Below are 21,215 nucleotides of genomic sequence, written 5' to 3' on the forward strand. Positions count from 1 at the left end.
CTTACTTCATGGCGGTCAGTTGGACGACCATATGCCACCTGGTGGGCGTGAGACCGCCGTCGTATGGGTGGGGGTCGCCCACGACCTCGTACTCCGTGCCGTCCGCGAGGCGCATGCGGCAGCCCTTAAGGCTGTGCCACGCCCACGCGCGGGGCATGTAGGCGGTGCGGGCGACGGTAACGCCGTCCGGCATGGTCTGCTCGGTGGAGTCCGATTGGGAGCCGTCGGCGACGAGCACGTCATCGACGGTCTCCTCCATGGTGCTCCAGAGGGTGCCGCCGGCCGGGTCCTCGCCCGCCTTCGATCGGCGGATGATGGTGACGGTCTCGCCTCTCACTGTGCGCCTCCGAGTTGGCTCATGTCCGTGCTGCCGAGGCGCACGGTGCCGCCGAGAGCCTTCTTCTCAGCCTTGGTCAAATACAGGTCGCCGGATGGGTTCGAGTACGACCATGACTGGCTGAAGGGGCCGGCGGTCTGGCTTGACTGGGTGACGCCGGCCATGTCGCCGGACTGGAGGGCGCGGATGACTGCGGCGCACGTGACGCGGCGCAGCGTGTCCGCTCCGGCCGTCTGCCAGTTGGGGCACGTGGTGCGGATAAGGTCGCCCGCATCCTCGATGAGCGCCCCGCACCGCGTCTCCTCGGAGTCCGAGAGGGCGCGCCACCGGGCGGTCACGTCCTCCACGGTCGCGTAAACGTCCGTCATGGCGCGCCTACCCTTCGAGTACCCCGGCCTCGCGGAGCGACGCGAGGAGCGCGTTGACCGTCGCCGTGACATCGGCGACAGTCTTACCCTTCGCGTCGTCGACCGCGCGCGCCCTGCGTGGGATCGCTGGCGTGCCGTCTGGGTTGACGATGCTGACCGGCGCGCTGGACAGCACGCTGCCGCCGGGCGCGTCGGTCACGACCAGCCTCTGGACCGGGTACATCATCGCCGTCACTTCCCCGCCGTGCCCGTGGCCGCGGACTTGAGGACAGCGATGCCCTTCGGGTCGAGCACCGCGTACGCGAACACGGCCTCGGTGCGGTACGCGACCTGGTTGACGGCGCTCAGGTCCACACCGGTCTGGTCGGGGTCGCCGTAGGGGATGATGGTGCTCGTGACGTCGCGCACCATGCCCCACTTGATGAGGCTGAAGTCGCCCATGAACGCGAGCACGTTGGTCGCGGTCTTCGCGAGACGCCCGTTGACGGTGCCGCTGGTCGCGGCCTTCACGCCGTCGAGCGTGCCGGCCTGGAGGTTCAGCGGGATCTCCGGGAAGTAGCGCATGCCGGTGGCGGGCACGCGGAGCTTGCGGAGTCTCGCCGCCCACGTCTTGCTCAGCGCGACGCCGTTCACGTCGTACAGGTCGTTCACCGCGGAGGCGAGCGCGTCCACGTTGGCGATGTCGTCGTCGCCCGCGGTGACCTGCACCGCGGTGCCGCTCAGCGCGTCATACCCGGCCAGCGCCTCGCCGCTCTTCGGGTTGATGGCGTGGAGCACGACGTAGTCGAGCGCGCGGCCGATCGCCGCGGCCTGGTCCTCCTGGATCGCGCTGATGATCTGGAAGCGGTTGTCCTCGTCGGCCCACTGGAGCTCGCTCGTGACGCGGGTCGTCGTCTGGACTTTGAAGCGCTTGGCGGTCACGGTAGTCGTGTCCTGCTCGTAGCTGCTCTTCGTCTGGCCCTCGGCCGTCACGTCGGCCTCGCTCCGGCCATTGAAGACGAGGTAGTCGCGGTCGGTGAAGACCTGCGGCGTGGACGGGCTCAGTGCGGCGATGACGCTGGTGTCCTTCGCCTTGTTGATGACTGCCGTCACGACTTCGTCGGGCAGCTTGACCTTGCCGGTTGTCATTGCCATGGAATATTCCTCCTTGTTCGTTCAGAGCTGGGCGAACAGTTCGTCCACCCATTCGCGTGATTTCTGCCCGGCCGCCTCGTGCCTGGGTGTGCTGCCCTGGCCGTGTGTGCCGGTGTGGATGTGGCGCCCGATGGTTTTGGCGGCGTCCATCATCGCTTCCTCGCTGTCGGCTGACACGAGGGAGAGGATGTCCGTAGGGATGGCGTACTTGGCGGCGGCGGCTTTGACCCACGCGTCGCGCTGCTCCGCCGTCTCGTACTCGGCGACCTTGCCCTCGAGCTCCTTGAGGCGGTCAGCGTCGGTCTTGGCCGCGTCGGCCTCCCCTTTGAGCTGGTCCGCCTGACGGCGGTTGGCCTTGCTTCGCTCCTCCCACTTGCGGGATTCGGCGACGGCCTGCTCGTACTTCGCCTTCCAGTCGACCTGCGGCCGCTCCGGTTCCTGCGCGTCGCCGTGCGGCTCCGCGCCCGCCGTCACCGCCGTCCCGTCCGTCTGGGTGGTTTCGTCTGCCATATGCCTGTGGCTCCTTTGCTGTGATCCGGGCCCCGTGCGGGGCCCACCGTTCCACGCGCCGTGCGGCCCGTGGAGATTCGCGGCCGTCCCCGGATTTGCACCGGGACGCGGGGCTATGGGCAACCCCGCGCGCACTACACGACAGCCACACGCCCCCTCACACGGACGGGGCAAGATTTTGTTGCTATGCGTCGTTTCCCGCATGCTCGTCGCCCTCGCGACTCATGCGGGAACGCGCACCCGGAAGGTACATGCCTCGCGCCGAGTTCTTCTCGAACACACGCCCGCAAGACAGTCGCAGCTCGTCTGGCGTGATCTCGTAGGCGTCAATGAGGTTGGCCAGTGTCTGCAACACATCAGCCAGCTCATCCAGCATGGCGCGCCGGTTCACGTCCGAGCCGTCCTTGACCCACGCCTTACCAGCCTCGGCAAGCTCAGCCGCCTCCTCCAGACACTTCAGCACCTGCCACTTATCCGCCTTCTGATGGCTCGCATCGAACACTGCCATCGCAGGGAACGCCACCGTATCAAGCCGTGCCATCGCACCCACTCCGATCCGTGACGAGTTCCATGGCACGGTCGCCCAAGTGGAAGCGGAGGCGCTTCATCAGCACGTCCGCATACTCACGGATCGCACGCTCCTGGTCACTCATGAGCTCCTCCTCGCCGGACTCCTCCAACTCACGGAAATGCACAGCCCTGTAGTCCGAGAGCCTCTCCCTCCTGCCCACGAGCTCCCTGTACTCGTCGACCATGCGCATCAGATACCCGGGAATGCCATCAGACATGACCCCACCTTCCTTTCAGATATGCGAAAGCCCCGCCGGAGCGGGGCCAATTACAAGAAAAGCCGCCAGAAGGCGGCTAGAAAAAAACGAACAAGGTGAATCGCCTATCGCGATTTGCCGAACAAGTAGCCCAGGGACGTCGTCGTGACGACCTTGAGCATATCCACCACGGAATCGACCACGCCGGACTTCCCGTCGGGGAAGAACACGCTCGCAACGGCGAGGACGACGACCAGGAAGATGCAGACGTTGACGAACGAGCTGGCGCTTTGGTTCCGGAAATTTTCCACGCCCCACGCATGCCTCTGCTCCGGGGTCGGGGCCGGGGCCGCCTGCATCGCGTCACCGTCCCTGCTTTCGGACGGCGGCACGTCCTCCGTCGCATCGTCCGGGATGCCTCCGGTGCCCTCAGCGGCCATGGGGCGCGCCCGTCAGGAGATGGTCGAACGTGGTGTCATCCGTCATGTCCACCTCGTCCACGTACAGGTGGCCCCCGTCGTTAGCCTTCGACCAGGCGGAGCCGGGGAGATGCGTCACGCGGCTGAGGTACACGGCGTCATAGCCCTTCATCCTGTCCCAGACGACGTCCAGGACGGACCTGAGGGCCGGGCTTGAGCCCTCGTCGATCACATAGGACTTGCCCAGCGCGTCCTGCGCGTACCGCGTTATCCTGCCCGAGCGAAACCCCTTGAACTCGACGTAGACGCTCGGGCACACAGGACCGTACCTCCACGCCTGGAACCTCTCGGACACCAGGCGCCTCCCCGTGTTCCGCTGGTACATGCAGCACACGAAGAACAACAGCTTCTGCAACTTCATGGGCGTCACCGGGACGCCGTCGCGGAACGAACGCGCCAGGATGGCGTTCGCGATATAGGAAGGAGGCACGCCGGCACCGGACAGACCACCAGTGTTCGAATCATCGCAGGCCATGTCCGCTCCTTTCGCCGTTCCAGACCTTCACAACCCCAAGTTACTCCCGCGGGCGGCAGGTTCAAAGCTTTCCCTCTTTTTTCAGTCGTCTGTACTCGGCCTGCAGTTTGAAGGTGTTGACGGGCTTGCCGGCACGGTACAAGGCTATCGCATGACTGCTCACCCATTTATGCTCATCAGGGTCCTGTGGAGTAATGCCAAGTTCACGCTGGCGTTTAGCCTGTTCCTCCGGATCCGTTATCGGGCGGAGCACCGGGAGACGGTAGTCGAGCGGGCCGTCGAAGTCCTGATCCCAGTCCTTGGGGTCATCCCCATACACATGCGGTTTGTCAGCCATCTGGAGCTCCTCTCATAACTTCCCCACGCCCTCACGGAAACGCGTATAAGCGATTATATCGCCTTTTTCGTCGGTTGCCGCTCCAAGAAACTCGAGGCTTCCTCCGCGCGGCAGAAGGATCTCGAGCTGCCCCTCCCCTTTGTCGCTCTTTACGCCTTCGAGGTACAGGCAGTGGGTGTTCTGAGGCACGAGGATGCGCACGACCATCTTCTCCTGCGCGGCATCCTGTTGGCCGTGGCTTATGTCAACGCCGTCCTTCTTGAGCGTCGTTGACATGAAACCGGGGACATCGAAAGTTTCCCCATCCTCCTTGTTAAGGAGCTCTTCAGGTGAGGTGACGCCGAACGTGTCGAATCGCATGTACCGGCTGACGCTGAACTGCTGGATCGTCCGGCTCCGACCAATGACGGAGTCCAGCACCGAAGCTTCCTCCGCGACGCCTTGCGGAAGCTCGCCATCCGCGAACAACGCAGCGTTGATGCGTTTGAAGCTGCCGCTCTTCCACCTGCGCACCGCCGAACGCTGGGCTCGCGTGAACCCACTCCTCAACCCCTCGAGGTCGTCCGCCCGCGCGGAGAGATGCCTAAGCGACCGTGGAGTGATGCCAACCCAGCTGGTCGGGTCGGACAGCGCATCAGAGGCGTCCTGCGCCAGGGGCGCCGCGTCCGTGACCATGCCGCCGCCGATCCGCCGCATGACGCTCAGGATGTCCTTGTACGAGTAGTTCCCGGCGCCACGCTCCGCGTCAAGCCTCGACCTCGCGGCCGTGTACAGGCGCTGGTACGGGTCAGGGTCGTAGCCGGACAGCTCCTGCTTGCCGAAGCTCGGCTCGATCATGCAGTCGCAGTGCCGGTGGTAAGTGCTCCCCAGCCCCGCGGATTGGGCCGTCCAGTACACGAAGCCGCGGCCGGCGAGCATCGTGCAGAACGCGCACGTCACCGCGCCACGCGGCACGCGAGCATACCTCGGTTTCGCGGGGTCGCGCCTGACGAGAGTCTGCGTCCGGTCCCTCGCCCCTTGGCGGATCATGTCGCCTGCGACCTGCTGCCAGTCCTCCATGGACATCGCGCCGCCATCATGTGCGGAGCCGCTGGCGGCGATCCGCCAGAAGTCATCGATGGCAAGGCCATGCCCCTGCCCGTTCATGAGCTCTGTGAACGTGAGGCCGGGCTCGTCGGTGTTGGTCGAGCCTCCGGCGACCCTGTAGAGCGTCCTGTCCGGGTCGATGGTGCCCGGGTGTTCGAAGCCCGGGAGGTCAACACCGTGCTTCTGCCAGAGAGAGCGCACCGTGTCGTAGTAGTTGTCGGCGAGCTGCCCCGCCGCCCTTGTCTCCTCCCTGATGAGGTAGGGGATGTCCTGGCGGTGGATGCCGCCAGCGTCATAGGCCTGCTCGATTTCCTCCGAGAGCTCGTCGGCGAGGTTCTGGAGTTCGTCCTGGTATTCCCGCCACGCGGCGTCGAGTTCCCTGCGGAGTCCGGGATCGCTGGACGTGGACAGGCCGCCGCCCTCTGGGCTGAACGCGTCACTGCTGCCCGCCATCGGCACCCCCGTTCACCGTGTCCCGCCCGGTCTGTTCGCCGGTCGGGGTGGGGCGGGTGATCGCGTCGATGCGCGCCTGCGCGCGCTGCTCCTGCTCGCGCGACCTCACCCCCGCGATCTCCGCCTCGTCCAGGCCGAGACGGCGCAGGGCGACGTCGCTCCCAGCGTACGCCTGGTTCACGCTCGCGACCTTCGTGTAGAAGTCCGCGCGTGCCGCGTCGCTCACCACCCGGGTCGGCGCCCACACCGGGGACACGCCCTCCAGGACTGGCACGTCCGTCGTGCCGTTCCTCAACTGGACGGCCATGCGCATCGCCTGCATCAGCGCGTCCCCGAACACGACGTTCTGCCGGTCGGCGACACGGGTCAGCTCGTTCTCGCTCGCCGCCAGGGCCTCAGCGCTCGTCGGGTTCGACAGGCGGATGCCCAGACGCTCCGCGGGGATGTCCGTCTCCGCGCTGGCGAGCATCGCAATCGTCTCCAGCATGTCGCCGTGCGGCTGCATGCTCGCCTGCGTCACCTGCCGCATCTCCGGCACCAGCCCGTCCTCGTCACGGCTGACCGCGTTCACGCTGCTCACGAGGCTCTTCCACGTGCCGGCGGTGAACGCGTTCGGGTCGAGCCCGAGGAACCACAGGCGCGGCGCGCTGTAAAACTCGGCCGTGGCCTCCATGCGCACCATCGTACGGAACGCCATGTCGATGAGCGCCATGAGCGACCTGTTGATGCGGCTACGCCCGAACGGCCTGTCCATCTGCGCGTCGTACACGAACGGCACGACGCCCACACCCCGGAGCACTGTCTCGTGCAGTTCCCCGACCCACTCGCCGCCCACCCTGTGACACTCCCAGTTCCTGCCGGGCAGCCACACCGTGAACGCCGTGATGCGGCCGTTCTCGTCGTCGTCCGTGATTGTCAGCGCGCCCTCCATGCGTCGGCGGGCAGGGTCCCACAGGCCGGCCGACCAGTCGGCGGAACGGGGCACGACCAACGGCGTGGGCTCCGGCTCCTCCGGGTCAAGGTCGACAGTGAGGAAGGAGCACGAGTGCTTGTAGCAGCTGACGATCGCCTCGCCGACGTCCGTGGCCAGACGGTTCGCGGCGCAGATGTCCGAGACTCCATCCGGGTCGCCGTCCGGTGTGGCGAACCCGCGGAACACGCTCTTGTCGGAGAGCGCGCGGACGCTTTTCTGCGCCCAGCCGACGACGTTCCCGGCGCGCGAGCGGATGTTCGGCGGGATGCTTATCCCATAGTCACGGAACCGGTTCCGCGCGTCGTAGTATGCGCTGCGCAGCACATTGCGCGGGTACTTGTCCCGCCAGACGCGTAGGAGACGGCGCGTGACCGCAAGATCACCTCCGGGCATGCCGTCGATGCTTGTCACGTCGGCGGACTCCACCGCAATGAACGGCTTGCCCGCGTGCATGGACATGTCAGGCATTTTCAGACCATCACTTTCTGCTGTCTGCCGGGGTGCCTCCGGCTGGTGAACGCGCCGTGCAGCGCGAGGGTCACCGCGACCAGGGGGCTTATGTCAATGTCAGATCCGGTGCGCTGCCACGCGGTCATGCCGCCCTGTCCGACGGTGCGGAGGGTGGCGCGCAGCGCGGCGTCCGCGAGCGCCGGCTGGTCCGCTGCCGGCAGGTGCGTGACAGTGCGCGCGCCGAGCATGTCGAGCATGCGGCCGGTCGCCTGGGCGATGTCCCTCGCGCCGGTGACCGTGACCTTGACATGCCGGGCCTTGAGGTCGGGCAGGAGGCTGAGCGCCGGGCTCTGAGCGTCGATGACGACGGCGGAAGCATGCGGCCACCTGTCTGCGAGCCAGTCGACCGCCCACCGCGTGCCATGCTCGTGCACGCCCTGGCATGCGGCGAGTTCGACGTGCGCGGTGCCGTCCGGGTAGCGGGCGCACGCTCCGATGCTGATCTCCGACCGGTCGGGCGGCATGTCCACGCCGAAGCTGACGGTGCCGCCGTCCGGCCGTGCCGTGACTTCGGTCGCCTTCCACGTCTCCGGGGTGATGACCCCGGCACCGCCGGTCTCGTCCCAGATGCCCAAGGCCTCGCGGCGGAAGTCATCCTCGGGCAGGAGCTGGCGCATGCGGATGATGCTGTCCTCGCTGGTGCGCAGCGGGTAGCTGGGGTTGGCCTTGGCCCATGCCTCGCGGTCGTCGCTGTCGCAGTCGCGCGGCGCGGCGAGCTCGACGTAGGCCATGCCTTTCGCGTTGCCGGCCTGCGCCTGGCGGCGCTTCGTAGCGAACACGTCCGACGGGTCGCCCGGCTTAGGCGGGTTGCCAAGGAACACGGCCAGCGGGTCTGTCGCGGTGTTCATGACCGGGATCATGTTCGACAGGGCGCGGTCGGTGAGGATCTGTGATTCGTCGAAGACCTCGACGTCGGCGCCGTGCAGGCCGCGGCCGAAGCCGTTCTCGCGCGCGCCGAACATGATGCGGCTCCCGTTGGCGAACACGATCTCCTGCTGGCCGTTCGCGCGGCGGATGTGGTCGATGTGCCGCGCCACGGCCGGCATCTGAGCCAGAGAGCACATGTCCGCGAAAGTCTCGTCCGACGTGCGCGTGTGATGCGCCGTCCAGATGACCTTCAGGCCGGGGCTGAGCATGCACTTGACGAAGAAGGCGGTGCCGAGCGTGTATGTCTTGCCGATCTGGCGGCATGAGCTGACGGTGAGGCCACCCTGCCCGCAGCAGTAGCGGCCGTCCGAATCGCGGCTGAAGAGGATCCACAGGAGCCCGGCCTGCCACGGGTCGTAGTCGATGCCCATGCGGGCGGCGACGGTGCGGATGCGGTCGAAGTCGCTTCGGACGGCCTGTTCTTCCGGCCATTCGAGGACGGCGGCGACCTCAGACAATCGCCTTCCCCGCGCCATCGCCGGCCTCCTGTGTCAGATTCTGAGTGTCCGCATCATCGCCCGCGTCGATGTCGAGGAGCGGGTCGCCGCCCTCGAGCCGGTCGAGGCGTTCCACGACCGCGATCAGCTGGCGGCTTATCGCCGCCAGGGCGTTCGCCGGCGTATCCGGGTCATCCAAGGCCTGCGAGAGGCGGTCGCGGTTACGGCGCAGCACGTCCTCGAGGCTTTCGTCCATCATGCGCTTGAATTCGTCACGGCTCAGGTCCGGGCGCTCTTTCGCCTGTTTGGGCTTGGGTGCTGGCTTCGCGGTTTCTGCCGCCGGCGGCCGCGTGCCGTCGGCCTTGGCCTTGCGTGCCCTGACCTTCGCCTTGTTGCGGCATTTCTCCGAGCAGTACTTCTGCGGCTTCCCGCCGCCGCGGGGGCGGAATTCGGAGCCGCATATGATGCATTTCATCCCTAGCTCCGTTCCGTTCCGTTCGCCTGTGGTTCCGTTCCGTTCCTTTGGGGGAGGTAGTGGCCCTTTGCCCGGGGGGGCCGCGGCCGGGCGGCGGGGGTCACCCGCCCACCCACCTCGAACGACTGTTCGAAGAACACCTGTTTACGCACGAACGTTCGAAAATCTTGTCCGTTTGTGCGAACGCATGCGATGCAATGCATCACCATTCGCTCGCACGGTTGCGGCGCGAGCTCGCGCGCCACTCAGCCGACGGCTCCACGCCCTGGAGCATGGAGCGCGCCGCCTCGGGCGACCGTGCGCCGCGCCTCTCGTTGCAGATCCGATGCGCGAGCCGCACGTTGTCCCAGTCGAACGGGTCGCCGCCTCGGCTGACCGGCACGACCTCGTCCACCTCACCGCTCCACGGGTGGCCGGGCGGCAGGCTCTTGTCCACCGGCCGGCCGCACAGCCAGCACACGTCGTAGGCGGCGAGCACGCGCTTGCGCAGACGAGTGCGGCGGCTGCCGTTGCGTCGGCGCGGGTTGCTCTTGGATGTCATGGTGGGGCCTCCGGTATCGGGCCGGCACGCGCGTATACACTGCGGCGGGAGGTCTGGGGCGCCTGAAAAGGGACGAAGGACGCCCCGGGGGTTGCGCGCCGCCACCTGGTGGCGGGCCCCGTGCGCATCCGGGCGGCTGGGGAAATCAACACCAAAAAGCCACGCCGCTCGCGGATACGACGAAGGCCAGCCCCATAGGACTGGCCAACACTACTAACAATAGCGTTTCACCTCGTCCTGTCAAGCGGCGTGTCGAGCGCGTCCAACAGGGCGCGGCACGACACGCGGTAGACTCCGTCGCCCAGGCTGTCCCCGGCGAGCTTGCCCCTGTGGATCCAGACTCTGACGCGTCGCCCGGTGACGTGCACGCCGGTCATGGCCGACAGCCAGCGCGCTATCTGCGCGGGAGTGCCCGACACCTCGTGCCATGCGGTCTCCTCGCGGATTCGCTCGGCCCTCGACTCCTCGAGCACGCTCACGAGGCTGACGGTGCCGCACACGCGGCACCGCACGGTCGCGTCACCAGCGCAGGCGAACAGCGTCTGCCCGCAGCCGGGGCAGTCGCCGACCGGCCTGCGTTCCGCGGGCGGGTCGCATAGGCGCTCGCACCTGGCGAGCATGCTGTGCGTCGAGTCCCTCGCGTACCCGGCCTCGTGGCTCTTGGCGGCGATGCGGTCGAGGCCGGTGACGGCGACGGCGAGGCACCGCCTCCAATCATGCACGCACCACATGCGCTCGTCCGCCAGCGTGGCCAGCCAGCGCACCCACAGGTCGAGCTCCTCGAGCTGCATACTGGCCGTCCAGTCCACCGGCTGCGGCGGCGTGCCCTTGCGCGGCCCGCCGCCCTGGGGGCGGCTGGCCTGCCGCATGGCCTTGGACTGGAGCGCCGCGCGCACGCCCGGTATGCTCTCCAGCTCACGCCTCCACTCGCTTGTGCATTTGTCGCATAGGCGCGCGCCGCCTGTCTTGGCCTTGCATGACTGGCAGATGCTTCCGCTCATTGCTCCTCCTCGTCTTGGTCGAATAGGGTCAGGGGCGGCTCCTCGGCCGCCCACGGGTCGCCCGATACTGGCCGCGCAGAGGGTAGGAACGACGTGTCCTGCGCGGGCGCCCCACCCTCCGGCATGCCGGTGTCCGCGCCGCCGATGCGCGGCGCACGGCACACGTGCCTCAGCAGGTACGTCTCCCCCGCCCGCCACCCGTAGGGCGGCACCTGCGTCAGAATCGAACACCCGGCACCCGGGTGCACCACGAGACGGCCGGGCGTGCGGCGCATCACCTGCGCCTCAGCCATCTCCACCTGTGTCCGCACAGGGTATGGGTCCCAGTCCTCCACGATCCTGTCGCGCGTACGCAGGACCGTCTTGCCGCACCCGGGGCACCGGCCAGCCGTGATGCCGCTCCCGTGCCGGGTGATCTCCGCAATCCAGCTCATGCGCCCGCCTCGCTCACACCACGCTGGACGCTCCGCCATATCGTGTCCACCTCCGAGTCAGGCAGGCCACTGCCACGGCCGCGCTCGCGGACGTCGGCCTCGATCTGCGTGGAGTTGTCCGAGTGGTGGTAGAGCCTGCCGAACGCCCACTTGTAGAGGGTGCTGTTGCGCTGGCCTTCCGGTATCGGGGTCATGTCCGCATGCCACGTGCCGCCTTTGCCGGCGGCTGACGCGTCGCGCGTGGCCGTCTTGAACGCCTGCATGCCGGCTATGCCCTGGGCGGCTGGCGTGTCCGTGTACCCGTGCGCGACGAGCCACTGGCAGAGCTGGGGCGTGAGGTCGGGCACGGCCTCGCCGTCCGGCGGAACGTCGAGCAGCGTGTACCTGCCAGCGTCAGTCACGCTGCCCGCTCCGATGACGTAGCCCTTGCGTTCGGCGCGCATGTCGACTGGGATGCCCTGGGCGTGCACCGCGTCCTTAAGGTGGCCGCACATCGCGTCGGGGATGCGGTAGTACAGGTGGGCGCCTCCGCTGGGCGTGCCAACCACGAACGTGCGCGGCAGGCGCTCGCCGCCATACGATCCGGTCTCACGCTGGAGCACGGTCCACCCGTCGGCCCCGCCGCCTTTGTCGGTGTCGAGGTCGAGCACGCAGTACCCGGGCGCGGGGATCACAGCGTACACAGGCGAGTCCGGGCGTTTGGACGTGTCCACGTCCGGCGCTTCGACGAGCTTCTTCCAGTTGACTGCCACCTTGTCCGGGCGGGCTGGCACGTAGTCGCATGCGAACCCGTACGAGTCCGGGGTCGCGTCCGGCGCGGGCACGTCACCACCGTCAGGCAGTGGAACGGGTACACGCTTGGAGGCCTCCTCAGCCTCAGCCGCCTCGGCCATGCGCCGTGCCTCCTGCCACGCCTCGCGATACGGCGCGAACCTCGCCTCGTCAACCACGCCAATGCACCTCACGGCCTTGCCTTGCGACTTGTCCCAGACGACGCCAAGGCGGGCGAGGCCAAGGCGGGCGAGCGTCTCCTCCTGCACGCTGCGCTTGGGCGACACGCTGACCAGCAGATCGCCGACCGCGGTCTTCCCGCCGCCGTCGCATACGGCTTCAACGATGTCCTGCTCCTTGTCAGTCAGTTTGAGCGGGTCTGCCAGGCTCACGTCATGACGCGGCTCGTCGCCACGCATCAGCCACAGGTCACACGACGCCATCAGGAAGCCGAGGCACCCGTGCTCGCGGCGGAACTCGACCACGTCACCAAAACCGCCGGGCCTCTCCGGCCCGCGCATGCGAACGAACGCGTACCGGCGCAGACTCGCCTGGCTACCGTCCGTGAGGAAATCGTTGTTCGTGGCGATCACAAGCGTCGCCGACGGGCTGAAGCTCACCGCGTCCCGTCCGATCAGACGCGCGGTGATCGCGCCGCCCGTACTCACCTTCTTGAGCGTGGTCATGTCCGCGAGGCCGATGCTGTCCGCGTCATCGTCGAAAACCCACAGGCGGCCGATGAGCCTGTGTGCCTCCTGCTGCTTCTCGAACCCACGTCCTCCGGCCAGCGTCGCGGCGTCCACCTGGGCGACGCAATCCGGGAAACTGTCAGACAGGCTGCCGAGCAGGAGGCTCTTGCCGTCGCCGCCCTGCCCGTGGAGCACATACGTGATGTGCTTCCACTTCTCGAGCATCGGGGTGGCCCACATGCGGGTGAGGTTCTCCGCGCTCGCCTCGTCCGCCGTCAGGCTGGCGAGCATGTCAGCCGCACGGCAGGCAAGCCCCTCGTCGTATGCGCAGGGCACGGTGAGGATCCACGCCTGTTCGCTGGCCTCCTTCCACCCCGGCTTGCCTTCTCGTATGAGTGTCACGTGCCCGGTCTGTGGGTCGCGCGCGTAGATGCGGTCGGCGAACCGTATGCCGCGGTGCACGCGTAGGAGCGGCCCGTCCTGCGTTCCGTACACGCTCATTTTCGCTGCCTCTGTCTTGATCTGCTCGTCCCACATGGGGTTGGCTTCGCCTTTTCCGGCGTGGTACGCGTCGGCGAGGCTTTCGACACGCTCCCACCCGAGTTCGGCCATGCGGCCTGTCGGGTCTACGCGCCGCCGGTATAGGTGCTTGCCTTGATCGTCGAGGAGGAGCCAGCAGTTGGCGAAGTCCCACACGGCTTTCGCCTGCCAGAGCGAGCAGGCGGGCACTGGCGTGAATTGGCGCCGGCCCTTATTGTCGAGGCTTTCCTCGTTGTAGGTTGGCAGGCAGACGTACCGGTTCATGCGGTCGATGAAATCGAATTCCTCCGCGGTGCCCTGGTGGATGTTGTGCAGGGCGCTGGGGAAGTACTTGGGGCCGTCGGGAATGAGCGAACATTCCCACAGCGCCCATCGTGTTCCGTCCATGGTGTCTCTCGATCCGTGGGCGGCCTTACACTTCTTACGCTTCTCTCGCGCGCGCGTATAGATTAAAAGTAAAACAAAACACACACGCTATATACCGTTTAGGCGTAAGAAGTGTAAGGCCGCCTGTTTTTTGTTGATTTTCCAAGCCTCATGCCCTTACGCTTTCGCGTAATGGAAGCGTAAGGGCGTAAGGTTTTTCGGTTTAGAAGTCGGCGGGACCGTAGGGGTCGGCCTGCTGTCCGCCGGTGAGGCGCTGGATTTCGGATTCGGGAACGCCGAGTGCGCGGAGCTGGTCGGCCTTGGCCTGCGCGTCCGTCTGCGCTGTCTGCGCGTGCTGTGCCGGTGCCGACTGCTGTGCAGCCTGTGTGAACGTGCTGGTGCCGGCGACGGTGTGCTGGCCGCGCGTCAGCTTGTACTCCCACACTTTCTCGCGGAAGCCGCTCTTGGTCTCCTTGGTGCCTTTGAGGGTGACGGTGAGCACGTCGCCCTCGCCCGGGGTGAACCCGGCGTCGCGGACTGCAGCGCCGAACGCGCGTGCCTGGTCGCCCCACTGCTTGATCCACACGCCGCGCAGCCCGTCGTCGTCCGGGTCGTCGCGGAGCGTGGTCTGGATGGTGATGACGGTCTTCATGAGCTGCTTGCCGGTGAACTTGCTGATGACGGGCTTGCCGGTGCCGAATTCGGTGGCCGGGACCTCGCGGCTGCCGGTGATGGTGCCGGTGACGGTGTCGCCGGGCTGGCTGCTGCCGTTGAATGCGGCGCGGGTCTTCTCGCCCTGCTGGGTGAATTCTTCGAACATGATGGTCTCCTTGGTTAGTTGTTGTTGTTGGTCTGGTATGTGGGTTCGATGGCTGGGATGAGGCGCGTCCACCGGTCGGGCACGTCGATCGTGGGTGCCTTGCGCGTGGGCGGCGTGAACGGCGTGAGGGCGGGGGTCTCGTCCTCCCACGTGTTCCACTCGTGGCCGCTCGCGCTGCCGGGCAGGAGCGACGCCCAGGCGAGCGCCATCTCCGTGCCGTCCCTGTCGACGATGGCCTGGAGGATGTCGAGGGTGAGCTGGGCGCGGTTCCACGCCCACATGGCGGGCTTGGGGTCGTACGACCACTCGTAGCTCCACCAGTCGCTCAGGACGCGCGCGTCGCGTGGGATGTAGACGAGCGCCTGCCGTTCCGGTGGCGTGCCCTCCTGCTCCAAGGCCCACCCGTAGAGGGCTTGCTGGACGAGGTACTGCTGGCTGGGGCCGTCGGCCTGCGCGTGCTTGAGCGTGTACGCCCCGACGTTCTTCCAGTCCACGGTCGCCCTCTGGTCGGGCATCCATAGGTCGATGCTCCCGCCGACGTGCCACTCGTGCGACGTGGGGTCGAGGAGGGTGCGGCTGTGGAGCGTGCCGACGCGGACGCGCTTCTCGGCCTCCCATTCGCCCTGCCATTCGTTGTCCCCGTCGGGCCTGTGACCTCCCAGGTGGTGTTCGAGCCACGCGTGCACCGCCGTGCCCTGCGTGGGCAGCCATGGCATGTCCGCCAGCTGGAGGGGTTCGCGCTGGAGGAGCTTCATGGCGAGCTCGTGCGGGCTGTCGGTGCCGAGCTCGCTGGGCCCGATGGCCTTCTGCAGACTGCGGGGGTGGCTGGCGATGGCGGTGTCGATGGGGTCTAGGACGGCCTGTAGGACGCTGCTTCCGAGCGGCTTGGGCTTCCAGTCGCATTCGCGCTGTTCGGCCGTCTGCGGTGCCTTCCCGGGCTTCTGCGGGGCATCCGCGTCGCCGTTGGCGGCGGCGTTGACGATTGCGAGGATCGCGTTACTCGTGTCACTCATGGCCGGCCTCCGTCACGCTGGCGGTGACCCACGGCTGGCCGGTCTTCGTGCACTCGTCGGGCACGCCGCCGGGTATGAGCTGCTGGAGCTTGCTGAGCGGCTGGGGCTTCGGCACGTAGTAGGCGGCCGTCGCCGCGCTCAGCGGATACGCCTGCTCGAATCTCTTGGCGTCGAGGGTGCGGCGTCCCGCGTGGACTTCCACGGTCACGCCACCGTAGTCGTGGGCCTTGGTTGTCTGGATCGCGGCGAGGCGGCGGCCGATGCTCTGCTTCTCCTCGTCGATGGCCTTCTCCTGCTCCTGGAGGAACAGGAGGCGGCGTGCGAGGGCGCCGGCCTCGTCCGTCTTCGCGGCTTCCTCGGCCGTGCCGGTGGTTGGTGCGTCTGTCATTTGAGTTCCTCCTACTTGGTGGTTTTCTTTGTGGTTTTGTGGGTCTTGTAGTAGGCGCGCATGCGCTCCCTGTGCGCCTGGTGGCGGCAGGCCTCGGAGCAGTGCCTGCGCCGTCCGGGCGGGAGCGGCTTGCCGCACTCGGCGCACACGCGGGTATCGGTGACCCTTACGTGCTTGCGGCCGCTCCCCCGGTGCGTCTCCCGGTCGTGCGACGCCCCGGGATCCATGGCGCGGCGCTCCAGCATCGATATGCGGTGAGCTTCCGCACGGCACTCCGCGCCGCAGTACGAGTGGTGCCGGGTCGTGGGGAGGCGCCGGCCGCACACGAGGCACTTGCCGGGCCCAGGGTCGGGGTGTTGGGCGTGCCACGCGCGGCAGACGCGACGCAGGTACTCGCCCTCGCACACCCGGCTGCAGTAGCGGCGCTCCAGTCCGTGGAGTGGCGCGCCGCATTCGACGCACTCGCCGTCACGCGGATCGGCGGCAGGTGGCTCCTCGCCGCCGGCGAGGTCATCGTCCCGGCGGGTGGCCGCGTGGCCTTCGCGCATCCGGCGGATGAGGTCGGCCTGCTGGCTGAGCACCTTGTCGATGTCGAGTGGGCGGCTGTCCTCCGGCTGCCACGTGCGCACGTGCCGGTTCTCGACCGCGAGCCGCTTGTCCTCGGAGTAGCGGCGGGAGCATGCCGGGGAGCCGCACACGCTGTCGCCGTACGTGTCTCCGTCGAGGTATTTGCCGCAGTACGCGCAGTGCCTGCGCCACCCGGTCATTCCGCGTCCTCCTCGTCGCCGATGGGCAGGCCGTGGTTGAGGAGGCGGCAGAGGGTTTCGAGGGTCATGATGGCCCACTGGCGGCCCACTCCGTCGAGAGTCGAGATGCCGGTGCCGAAGCGCTTCTGCACGAGGATCGGCATGACGCTGTCCTTGTTCCCGGCCTCGACTTCGGCCTCCCGGTAGTGCTGGGCGAGGTCGAGGCGCGTGGTGTTCTTCACCTCGATGGTGACGGGCTCGCCCTGGAGGTACACGCCGCCGATGTCACCGACGTCCATGCTGCCGTGGAGTGTCTCGCGGTGGATGCCGTGGTCGCCCAGGGCCCATGCCATGTAGTCGACGACGGCGGTTTCGAGGCGCGTGCCTTTCTGCTTCTGCCTGCTCATTGCTTGTCCTCCTTCCATCCGCCGGTGGCGGTGATGACCTTGTCGATGTTTGCGAGCGCGTCGACCGTCGCCCGGTATGTCGTGGCGTCGCCCGCGTAGACGGCTCTCCTGAGTCGGCGGGCGAGGGTGCCGACGGCGAGCGCGAGCGCGTCGTTGACATGGCCGCTGTCTCCGTCCCGGGCGGGCTCATTGGCCTGCGCCGTTTTCTTCGCCCGCTCCTTGGCGCGGGATTTCGCGATTTGCTCCTTGCGCGACTTGACGCGGCATGAGTCGCAGAACCGGTTCCTGTGTCCGCCGTTGACGGGTTCGCCGCACCTTGGGCACGGGTGCGCGTAGATGTACGGCGCCTCCGGCTCGGCCGGCTTCGGCTCCGGATCTGGCGTCGGCGCCTGCTCGGGAACCGCCGGAGTCTTCTCCGCCGCCGCATCGTCCGACTGCTCGTCGCCTTCTCCGTGGTGCGCCTGCCAGACGTGCACGGCGAGGCGTGCGCGCCGCCCGTACTCGTCCTTGACAGGCACGTCCAGGCGGGGGCGGGATGCGAGGTCGCGCAGCTCGTCCTCGCTCCACTCGTCGCCCCTGATCGTCACAGTCTTGCTCACTTGTAGACTCCTTCCTCCGTCGGCCTGATGCTGACGGTGTGCGCGGGGCGCCTGATGGCGTCCGCGGCTTGCTCGGTGAAGAACGTCTGGGATTGGACTTGCCAGCGTCCCCTGGTGTCGCGTGTGAGCCACGTCCAGTGGCCGTCCGCGTTGTGGATCCACAGGTCGCCGCCCGCGTCCATCCAGATGACTCCCTTGGCCCTGATCGTCGTCACTGTCCCGGCTCCTTCCCTCGCTTTGCCTCGTGCCTGGGCTCGGGTGTTTCGAGCGAGTCGGTGCCGATGCCAATGGCGGCCAGCATGAGCGTGACGCTCACCGTGAGGCAGCCGACCCACGGCCAGCCCTCGAGGTGGTCGTACCCCCACCACAGGAGCGTGCTGGCCGCGAACACGAGCAGGACGGCCATCAGGCCTTGGAGGAGGCGGAAGGCGACGCTCCCCCGCTGCCGACGGCAGTCGCCGGGCATGGTGTGCCGGCGCTCCTGCATGTTGGCTGCTATCCACTCCTCGAGGTCGCTGATCGTGTAGCCGATCCTGTCGAGGAACTTCCAGTAGCGTGGCCCGTCCTCGTGGTTGGCGCCGCGCCCGTTGGTGCGCCAGTGGCGGAGCGTCTGCCTGGTGACGCCGAGGTACTGGGCGGCCTCGGTTTCGCTGATGAGGTCTTCGAGGCGCGGCTTCGCGTCCTTGCTTGCGCGTGTCATCGCGAGCCTCCTTCCTTGAGTGCTTTGATGGCTTTGCCGGCGGTGGCGCGGATGGTCGTGAGGTCGGTCTTGGTCAGGTCGATGACGATGCCCATCTGTCCGGTGGGCGTTCCGTCGTAGTGGCGGAAGCTGCCGTTGATGACGAGGGTGGCGGCGTACCCGGGCAGCTGGGGTGGGCGGATTTCGAAGCCCCATGACTCGTTCGCGAGGCTCATCGCTCCACCACCTTCCGGGCTCCGTCCGCCGGGGCGTACTTGTCGAGGAAGTAGCGTTGGCCCTTGCCGGTGACCTTGGGCGTGCGGTTGAGCGTGACATGCCCGTCGGGGCAGGTGATGGCTGTCTCCTTGATGCGGAACAGGCCGGAGTCCACGTACTTCTGGAGCGGGACGTTCCTGTTGCTTCCGCTTTTGCCGAGGTATCCCTCGTCGCGCAGGCGGGCGAACAGGCGGTTCTGCCCGGTCCGGTACCCGGCCTGCGTGAGCATCTTCGCGAGCTCGCCGACCAGGCACGTGCCGTCGCTTGCGGACACCGCGTCGGCGAACAGGACCTTCGGCTTCTGCGCTTCGAGCTGCGCGGCCTGCTCCACGAGGCGCGCCTCCTGCTCCCTGACCTTGCTTTCGAGCCACCGCATGCTGGCGAGCGCCATCTGCTCGGGGGTCATCTGCTCCTGGCCGAGCATGTACCCGCCGTGCCGGCGGATGCTCGGCAGCACCTCGTGCGTCACCCAACGCTGGAACGAAATGACGAACTCCCGCCTCTTGTCGTCCTTGACCCACGATGACCTGCGCTGCATGATTGCGCGATAGAATCCAGACTCATTGAGAGTCGTCATCTGCTGTGCTCCGCCAGGGGTACGCAGAATCTGCGTACCCTTCTCGTCATCATCAAGAAGGCGTGTGAGTTGAGCAGCGTCGCGGTACCCGAGTGCCTTGGCGATGTCGCTCGCTACGAACCACGGTTCCCCGTCATCTCCGCGCATCGCGCGGACCGTGCCGAACTCCGGGCTGTCGAACTCCTGCATGTCCGTGCAGGGCTTGGTATCATTTGTCTGGGCCATTCGAATCGCTAATCCTTTCTTGTTTGGCTCACGCCCGCAGTTGCCGCTGCGGGCTTTTTCATTGCTTGCACGATGGCTTCGGCTGGGTCGATTCCCCCGGCGTCGGCTATCGCGATGAATTGGCTGAGTCGCATATCGTCGTTCCTCAGCATTTGTGAGACGGTGGGGCGCGCGTAACCTGTCAGCCGAGCGATCGCCGTACCTGTCATGTCGCGCAGAAAGAGGCTGACTCGCAGCGATCTCACTACGGAGCTTGAAACTTTCAGCGCCTCGTCCTTCCTCATCGATTCGTACCTCCTTGTTGTGTGCAGGTGTATACAACCTGCGTGATTCAATGTATACACCTGTACACAAAAATAGTCAATTGCGACACGCCGAATACACATGTACACTTATGGCATGGCTACGAAATATGAGTGGACGCGGATAGACCATGCCGCGCAGCAAATCCTTGCCAACGCAATAGACAGGTCGGGCAAGTCATACCGGAGGATAGCCGACGAGTGCGAGGTGAACGTCAGCTTCGCCCGCATCAAAGACATACACAACGGCCTCCGCGCCCCGGTGCGTCTTTCTGAGTTCATAGCCATCTGCTGGGTGTGCGGCATACGTCCAGAGGACACAATTAGGCAGATCATCATCAAGGCCGCGGCGGAGGAAGACGCATCCATCGATGACGACATGGATGCGCCGTTGACCGCCGACGAAATCATGACGCTCGCCGCGAACACCGACCCCAACCGCGACATGGAAGCCGGGACGCCACGAGACTAAAGGCGCGGACACGCCGAACCCATTGCAAAAAGCAAATAAATCCGATAGCATACCAAGCGTGAGAAAGCTGGGCGATGTCCAGTTCGTAAAGGCCGCTTATCGGATTCTTCCGAATAAGCGGCCTTTGCGCATCTCATGGAGGACACGGTGTACAAGCCGTTCAAGACGATAGAAGACCAGGTCACGCTGCTCGAATCGCGCGGCGTGGAATGCGGGCGCGGCACCGATGCGACGCTGCTGCGGGAAGGATATTACTCCGTCATCAACGGGTACAAGGACCCGTTCCTGGACGCAGGCGCGACCATCGCCGCCGGCGACGACAGATACATCCCTGGTACACGGTTCGAGGACATCCTCCATCTCTTCGATTTCGACAGGCGGCTCCGCCTGGCCACGTTCGGGGCGCTCACGCTCGCGGAGGCGGCGCTGCGCACCACATGCGCCTACTGCTTCTCCGAGATGCACCAGAACGAGCCGAATGCATACCTCAACCCACGCAACCTCCACCAGCCGCCGAAGGCGCGGAAGGACATCGTCGGCCCCATGATCGGGCAGATGAGGAAGATAATCGACAACGGGGGGAAGGACCCGGAACACGGAGGGAAGGGGTACCTGCACCACTGCCTCGCTGACCATGGCGGGGAGGTGCCGCTGTGGGTCCTCACCAACGACATGACGATCGGGCAGGTCACGAATTTCTATAGGGTCATGGGCAGCGAGGCGAGGGGCGCCGTCGCCCGCCAGTTCGAGTCGCTCTACGCCTCGTCCCACAGGAAAAAGAGGAGGATAACGTCGGGCAAGCTCGACTCGGTGTACAGCAGGGTCAAGAACTTCAGGAACATCTGCGCGCACGACGAACGCCTCTATTGCGCCCGCCCCTTCGGGGACAACAACTCCTTCGCGCAGCTCGCGACAGACCTCGAGCTGCTCCTGACGAAGCAAAGGCACCGGGAGTTCCTCCAACGCGTCGAATCCCTCATGCTCGGATTGGAGAGGGACCTGCCCGGGCACGCCGGCCAGATCTTCTCCGCCATGGGCGTCGTGAGCATCGACCGTCACCAGAAGTACATGGATTCGATCAGGGACAACTGATCGAACGCC

The 21,215-nt window shown here is 66.6% G+C and carries 31 protein-coding genes; 2 read left to right on the plus strand and 29 right to left on the minus strand.

Annotation, left to right across the window (positions count from 1 at the left end; all coding sequences use genetic code 11):
- Nucleotide 1 precedes the first annotated feature (1 nt).
- The 29 genes from PSRA_RS04110 to PSRA_RS04250 form a co-directional block, all read right to left on the minus strand.
- On the minus strand, nucleotides 2-337 hold the full coding sequence (locus PSRA_RS04110) for a hypothetical protein (RefSeq protein WP_094660636.1): 336 nt from the start codon (nucleotides 335-337) through the stop codon (nucleotides 2-4).
- On the minus strand, nucleotides 334-705 hold the full coding sequence (locus PSRA_RS04115) for a Gp19/Gp15/Gp42 family protein (protein WP_245834884.1): 372 nt from the start codon (nucleotides 703-705) through the stop codon (nucleotides 334-336). The genes PSRA_RS04110 and PSRA_RS04115 overlap by 4 nt, the downstream gene beginning before the upstream one ends.
- A 7-nt stretch (nucleotides 706-712) precedes the next feature.
- Nucleotides 713-940, minus strand: coding sequence for a hypothetical protein (locus PSRA_RS09350; RefSeq protein ID WP_094660638.1), 228 nt, complete (start codon nucleotides 938-940; stop codon nucleotides 713-715).
- A complete protein-coding gene (locus tag PSRA_RS04125; RefSeq protein ID WP_094660639.1) occupies nucleotides 937-1,839 on the minus strand; it encodes a phage major capsid protein in 903 nt (300 codons plus the stop codon). The genes PSRA_RS09350 and PSRA_RS04125 overlap by 4 nt, the downstream gene beginning before the upstream one ends.
- Before the next feature lie 21 nt (nucleotides 1,840-1,860).
- On the minus strand, nucleotides 1,861-2,349 hold the full coding sequence (locus tag PSRA_RS04130) for a hypothetical protein (protein WP_094660640.1): 489 nt from the start codon (nucleotides 2,347-2,349) through the stop codon (nucleotides 1,861-1,863).
- Nucleotides 2,350-2,533: 184 nt separating this feature from the next.
- Nucleotides 2,534-2,890, minus strand: coding sequence for a hypothetical protein (locus PSRA_RS09480; protein WP_211280481.1), 357 nt, complete (start codon nucleotides 2,888-2,890; stop codon nucleotides 2,534-2,536).
- The gene (locus tag PSRA_RS04140) at nucleotides 2,877-3,137 is read right to left on the minus strand and encodes a crAss001_48 related protein (RefSeq protein ID WP_094660641.1); all 261 of its coding nucleotides are present in this window, start codon (nucleotides 3,135-3,137) and stop codon (nucleotides 2,877-2,879) included. The genes PSRA_RS09480 and PSRA_RS04140 overlap by 14 nt, the downstream gene beginning before the upstream one ends.
- A 104-nt stretch (nucleotides 3,138-3,241) precedes the next feature.
- A complete protein-coding gene (locus PSRA_RS04145) occupies nucleotides 3,242-3,556 on the minus strand; it encodes a hypothetical protein (RefSeq protein ID WP_094660642.1) in 315 nt (104 codons plus the stop codon).
- On the minus strand, nucleotides 3,546-4,070 hold the full coding sequence (locus PSRA_RS04150) for a Panacea domain-containing protein (protein WP_094660643.1): 525 nt from the start codon (nucleotides 4,068-4,070) through the stop codon (nucleotides 3,546-3,548). The genes PSRA_RS04145 and PSRA_RS04150 overlap by 11 nt, the downstream gene beginning before the upstream one ends.
- Before the next feature lie 61 nt (nucleotides 4,071-4,131).
- Nucleotides 4,132-4,407, minus strand: a complete 276-nt coding sequence (locus PSRA_RS09140) for a hypothetical protein (RefSeq protein WP_143516323.1) — start codon at nucleotides 4,405-4,407, stop codon at nucleotides 4,132-4,134.
- Between the two features lie 12 nt (nucleotides 4,408-4,419).
- Nucleotides 4,420-5,946, minus strand: coding sequence for a VG15 protein (locus PSRA_RS04160; protein ID WP_094660645.1), 1,527 nt, complete (start codon nucleotides 5,944-5,946; stop codon nucleotides 4,420-4,422).
- Entirely contained in the window at nucleotides 5,930-7,387 is a 1,458-nt protein-coding gene (locus PSRA_RS04165) for a phage portal protein (RefSeq protein ID WP_094660646.1), read from the minus strand. Before PSRA_RS04165 ends, PSRA_RS04160 begins: the two co-directional genes overlap by 17 nt.
- Nucleotides 7,388-7,389: 2 nt before the next feature.
- Entirely contained in the window at nucleotides 7,390-8,814 is a 1,425-nt protein-coding gene (locus PSRA_RS04170) for a terminase (RefSeq protein ID WP_245834885.1), read from the minus strand.
- A complete protein-coding gene (locus tag PSRA_RS04175) occupies nucleotides 8,807-9,268 on the minus strand; it encodes a hypothetical protein (RefSeq protein WP_094660648.1) in 462 nt (153 codons plus the stop codon). Before PSRA_RS04175 ends, PSRA_RS04170 begins: the two co-directional genes overlap by 8 nt.
- 202 nt (nucleotides 9,269-9,470) lie before the next feature.
- Nucleotides 9,471-9,809: an HNH endonuclease gene (locus PSRA_RS04180; protein WP_094660649.1), complete on the minus strand. Its 339-nt coding sequence runs from the start codon at nucleotides 9,807-9,809 to the stop codon at nucleotides 9,471-9,473.
- A gap of 227 nt (nucleotides 9,810-10,036) precedes the next feature.
- Complete coding sequence (locus PSRA_RS04185) at nucleotides 10,037-10,810, minus strand: hypothetical protein (RefSeq protein ID WP_094660650.1); 774 nt, start codon at nucleotides 10,808-10,810, stop codon at nucleotides 10,037-10,039.
- Nucleotides 10,807-11,244, minus strand: a complete 438-nt coding sequence (locus PSRA_RS04190; protein WP_094660651.1) for a hypothetical protein — start codon at nucleotides 11,242-11,244, stop codon at nucleotides 10,807-10,809. The genes PSRA_RS04185 and PSRA_RS04190 overlap by 4 nt, the downstream gene beginning before the upstream one ends.
- Entirely contained in the window at nucleotides 11,241-13,631 is a 2,391-nt protein-coding gene (locus PSRA_RS04195) for a bifunctional DNA primase/polymerase (RefSeq protein ID WP_094660652.1), read from the minus strand. The genes PSRA_RS04190 and PSRA_RS04195 overlap by 4 nt, the downstream gene beginning before the upstream one ends.
- 202 nt (nucleotides 13,632-13,833) lie before the next feature.
- Complete coding sequence (locus PSRA_RS04200) at nucleotides 13,834-14,430, minus strand: hypothetical protein (protein ID WP_094660653.1); 597 nt, start codon at nucleotides 14,428-14,430, stop codon at nucleotides 13,834-13,836.
- 14 nt (nucleotides 14,431-14,444) lie between these two features.
- A complete protein-coding gene (locus tag PSRA_RS04205; protein WP_094660654.1) occupies nucleotides 14,445-15,443 on the minus strand; it encodes a hypothetical protein in 999 nt (332 codons plus the stop codon).
- Nucleotides 15,436-15,831: a hypothetical protein gene (locus PSRA_RS04210; RefSeq protein WP_094660655.1), complete on the minus strand. Its 396-nt coding sequence runs from the start codon at nucleotides 15,829-15,831 to the stop codon at nucleotides 15,436-15,438. The genes PSRA_RS04205 and PSRA_RS04210 overlap by 8 nt, the downstream gene beginning before the upstream one ends.
- 11 nt (nucleotides 15,832-15,842) lie before the next feature.
- The gene (locus PSRA_RS04215) at nucleotides 15,843-16,598 is read right to left on the minus strand and encodes a hypothetical protein (protein WP_094660656.1); all 756 of its coding nucleotides are present in this window, start codon (nucleotides 16,596-16,598) and stop codon (nucleotides 15,843-15,845) included.
- On the minus strand, nucleotides 16,595-16,984 hold the full coding sequence (locus PSRA_RS04220; RefSeq protein WP_094660657.1) for a hypothetical protein: 390 nt from the start codon (nucleotides 16,982-16,984) through the stop codon (nucleotides 16,595-16,597). Before PSRA_RS04220 ends, PSRA_RS04215 begins: the two co-directional genes overlap by 4 nt.
- Complete coding sequence (locus PSRA_RS04225) at nucleotides 16,981-17,583, minus strand: hypothetical protein (RefSeq protein ID WP_094660658.1); 603 nt, start codon at nucleotides 17,581-17,583, stop codon at nucleotides 16,981-16,983. The genes PSRA_RS04220 and PSRA_RS04225 overlap by 4 nt, the downstream gene beginning before the upstream one ends.
- Nucleotides 17,580-17,798, minus strand: coding sequence for a hypothetical protein (locus PSRA_RS04230; RefSeq protein WP_094660659.1), 219 nt, complete (start codon nucleotides 17,796-17,798; stop codon nucleotides 17,580-17,582). The genes PSRA_RS04225 and PSRA_RS04230 overlap by 4 nt, the downstream gene beginning before the upstream one ends.
- Nucleotides 17,795-18,283: a helix-turn-helix transcriptional regulator gene (locus PSRA_RS04235; RefSeq protein ID WP_094660660.1), complete on the minus strand. Its 489-nt coding sequence runs from the start codon at nucleotides 18,281-18,283 to the stop codon at nucleotides 17,795-17,797. Before PSRA_RS04235 ends, PSRA_RS04230 begins: the two co-directional genes overlap by 4 nt.
- The gene (locus PSRA_RS04240; protein ID WP_094660661.1) at nucleotides 18,280-18,498 is read right to left on the minus strand and encodes a hypothetical protein; all 219 of its coding nucleotides are present in this window, start codon (nucleotides 18,496-18,498) and stop codon (nucleotides 18,280-18,282) included. The genes PSRA_RS04235 and PSRA_RS04240 overlap by 4 nt, the downstream gene beginning before the upstream one ends.
- Complete coding sequence (locus tag PSRA_RS04245) at nucleotides 18,495-19,340, minus strand: phage antirepressor KilAC domain-containing protein (RefSeq protein WP_245834886.1); 846 nt, start codon at nucleotides 19,338-19,340, stop codon at nucleotides 18,495-18,497. Before PSRA_RS04245 ends, PSRA_RS04240 begins: the two co-directional genes overlap by 4 nt.
- Nucleotides 19,341-19,348: 8 nt before the next feature.
- The gene (locus PSRA_RS04250) at nucleotides 19,349-19,624 is read right to left on the minus strand and encodes a helix-turn-helix domain-containing protein (RefSeq protein ID WP_094660662.1); all 276 of its coding nucleotides are present in this window, start codon (nucleotides 19,622-19,624) and stop codon (nucleotides 19,349-19,351) included.
- Nucleotides 19,625-19,739: 115 nt separating this feature from the next.
- On the opposite strand from PSRA_RS04250, the gene PSRA_RS04255 reads away from it, so the two are divergent.
- A complete protein-coding gene (locus PSRA_RS04255) occupies nucleotides 19,740-20,114 on the plus strand; it encodes a hypothetical protein (protein WP_143516324.1) in 375 nt (124 codons plus the stop codon).
- 147 nt (nucleotides 20,115-20,261) lie between these two features.
- On the plus strand, nucleotides 20,262-21,206 hold the full coding sequence (locus PSRA_RS04260; RefSeq protein ID WP_158216316.1) for an Abi family protein: 945 nt from the start codon (nucleotides 20,262-20,264) through the stop codon (nucleotides 21,204-21,206).
- Nucleotides 21,207-21,215: the final 9 nt, after the last annotated feature.

The sequence above is a fragment of the Pseudoscardovia radai genome (genome assembly GCF_002259605.1).
Lineage (GTDB): Bacteria > Actinomycetota > Actinomycetes > Actinomycetales > Bifidobacteriaceae > Pseudoscardovia > Pseudoscardovia radai.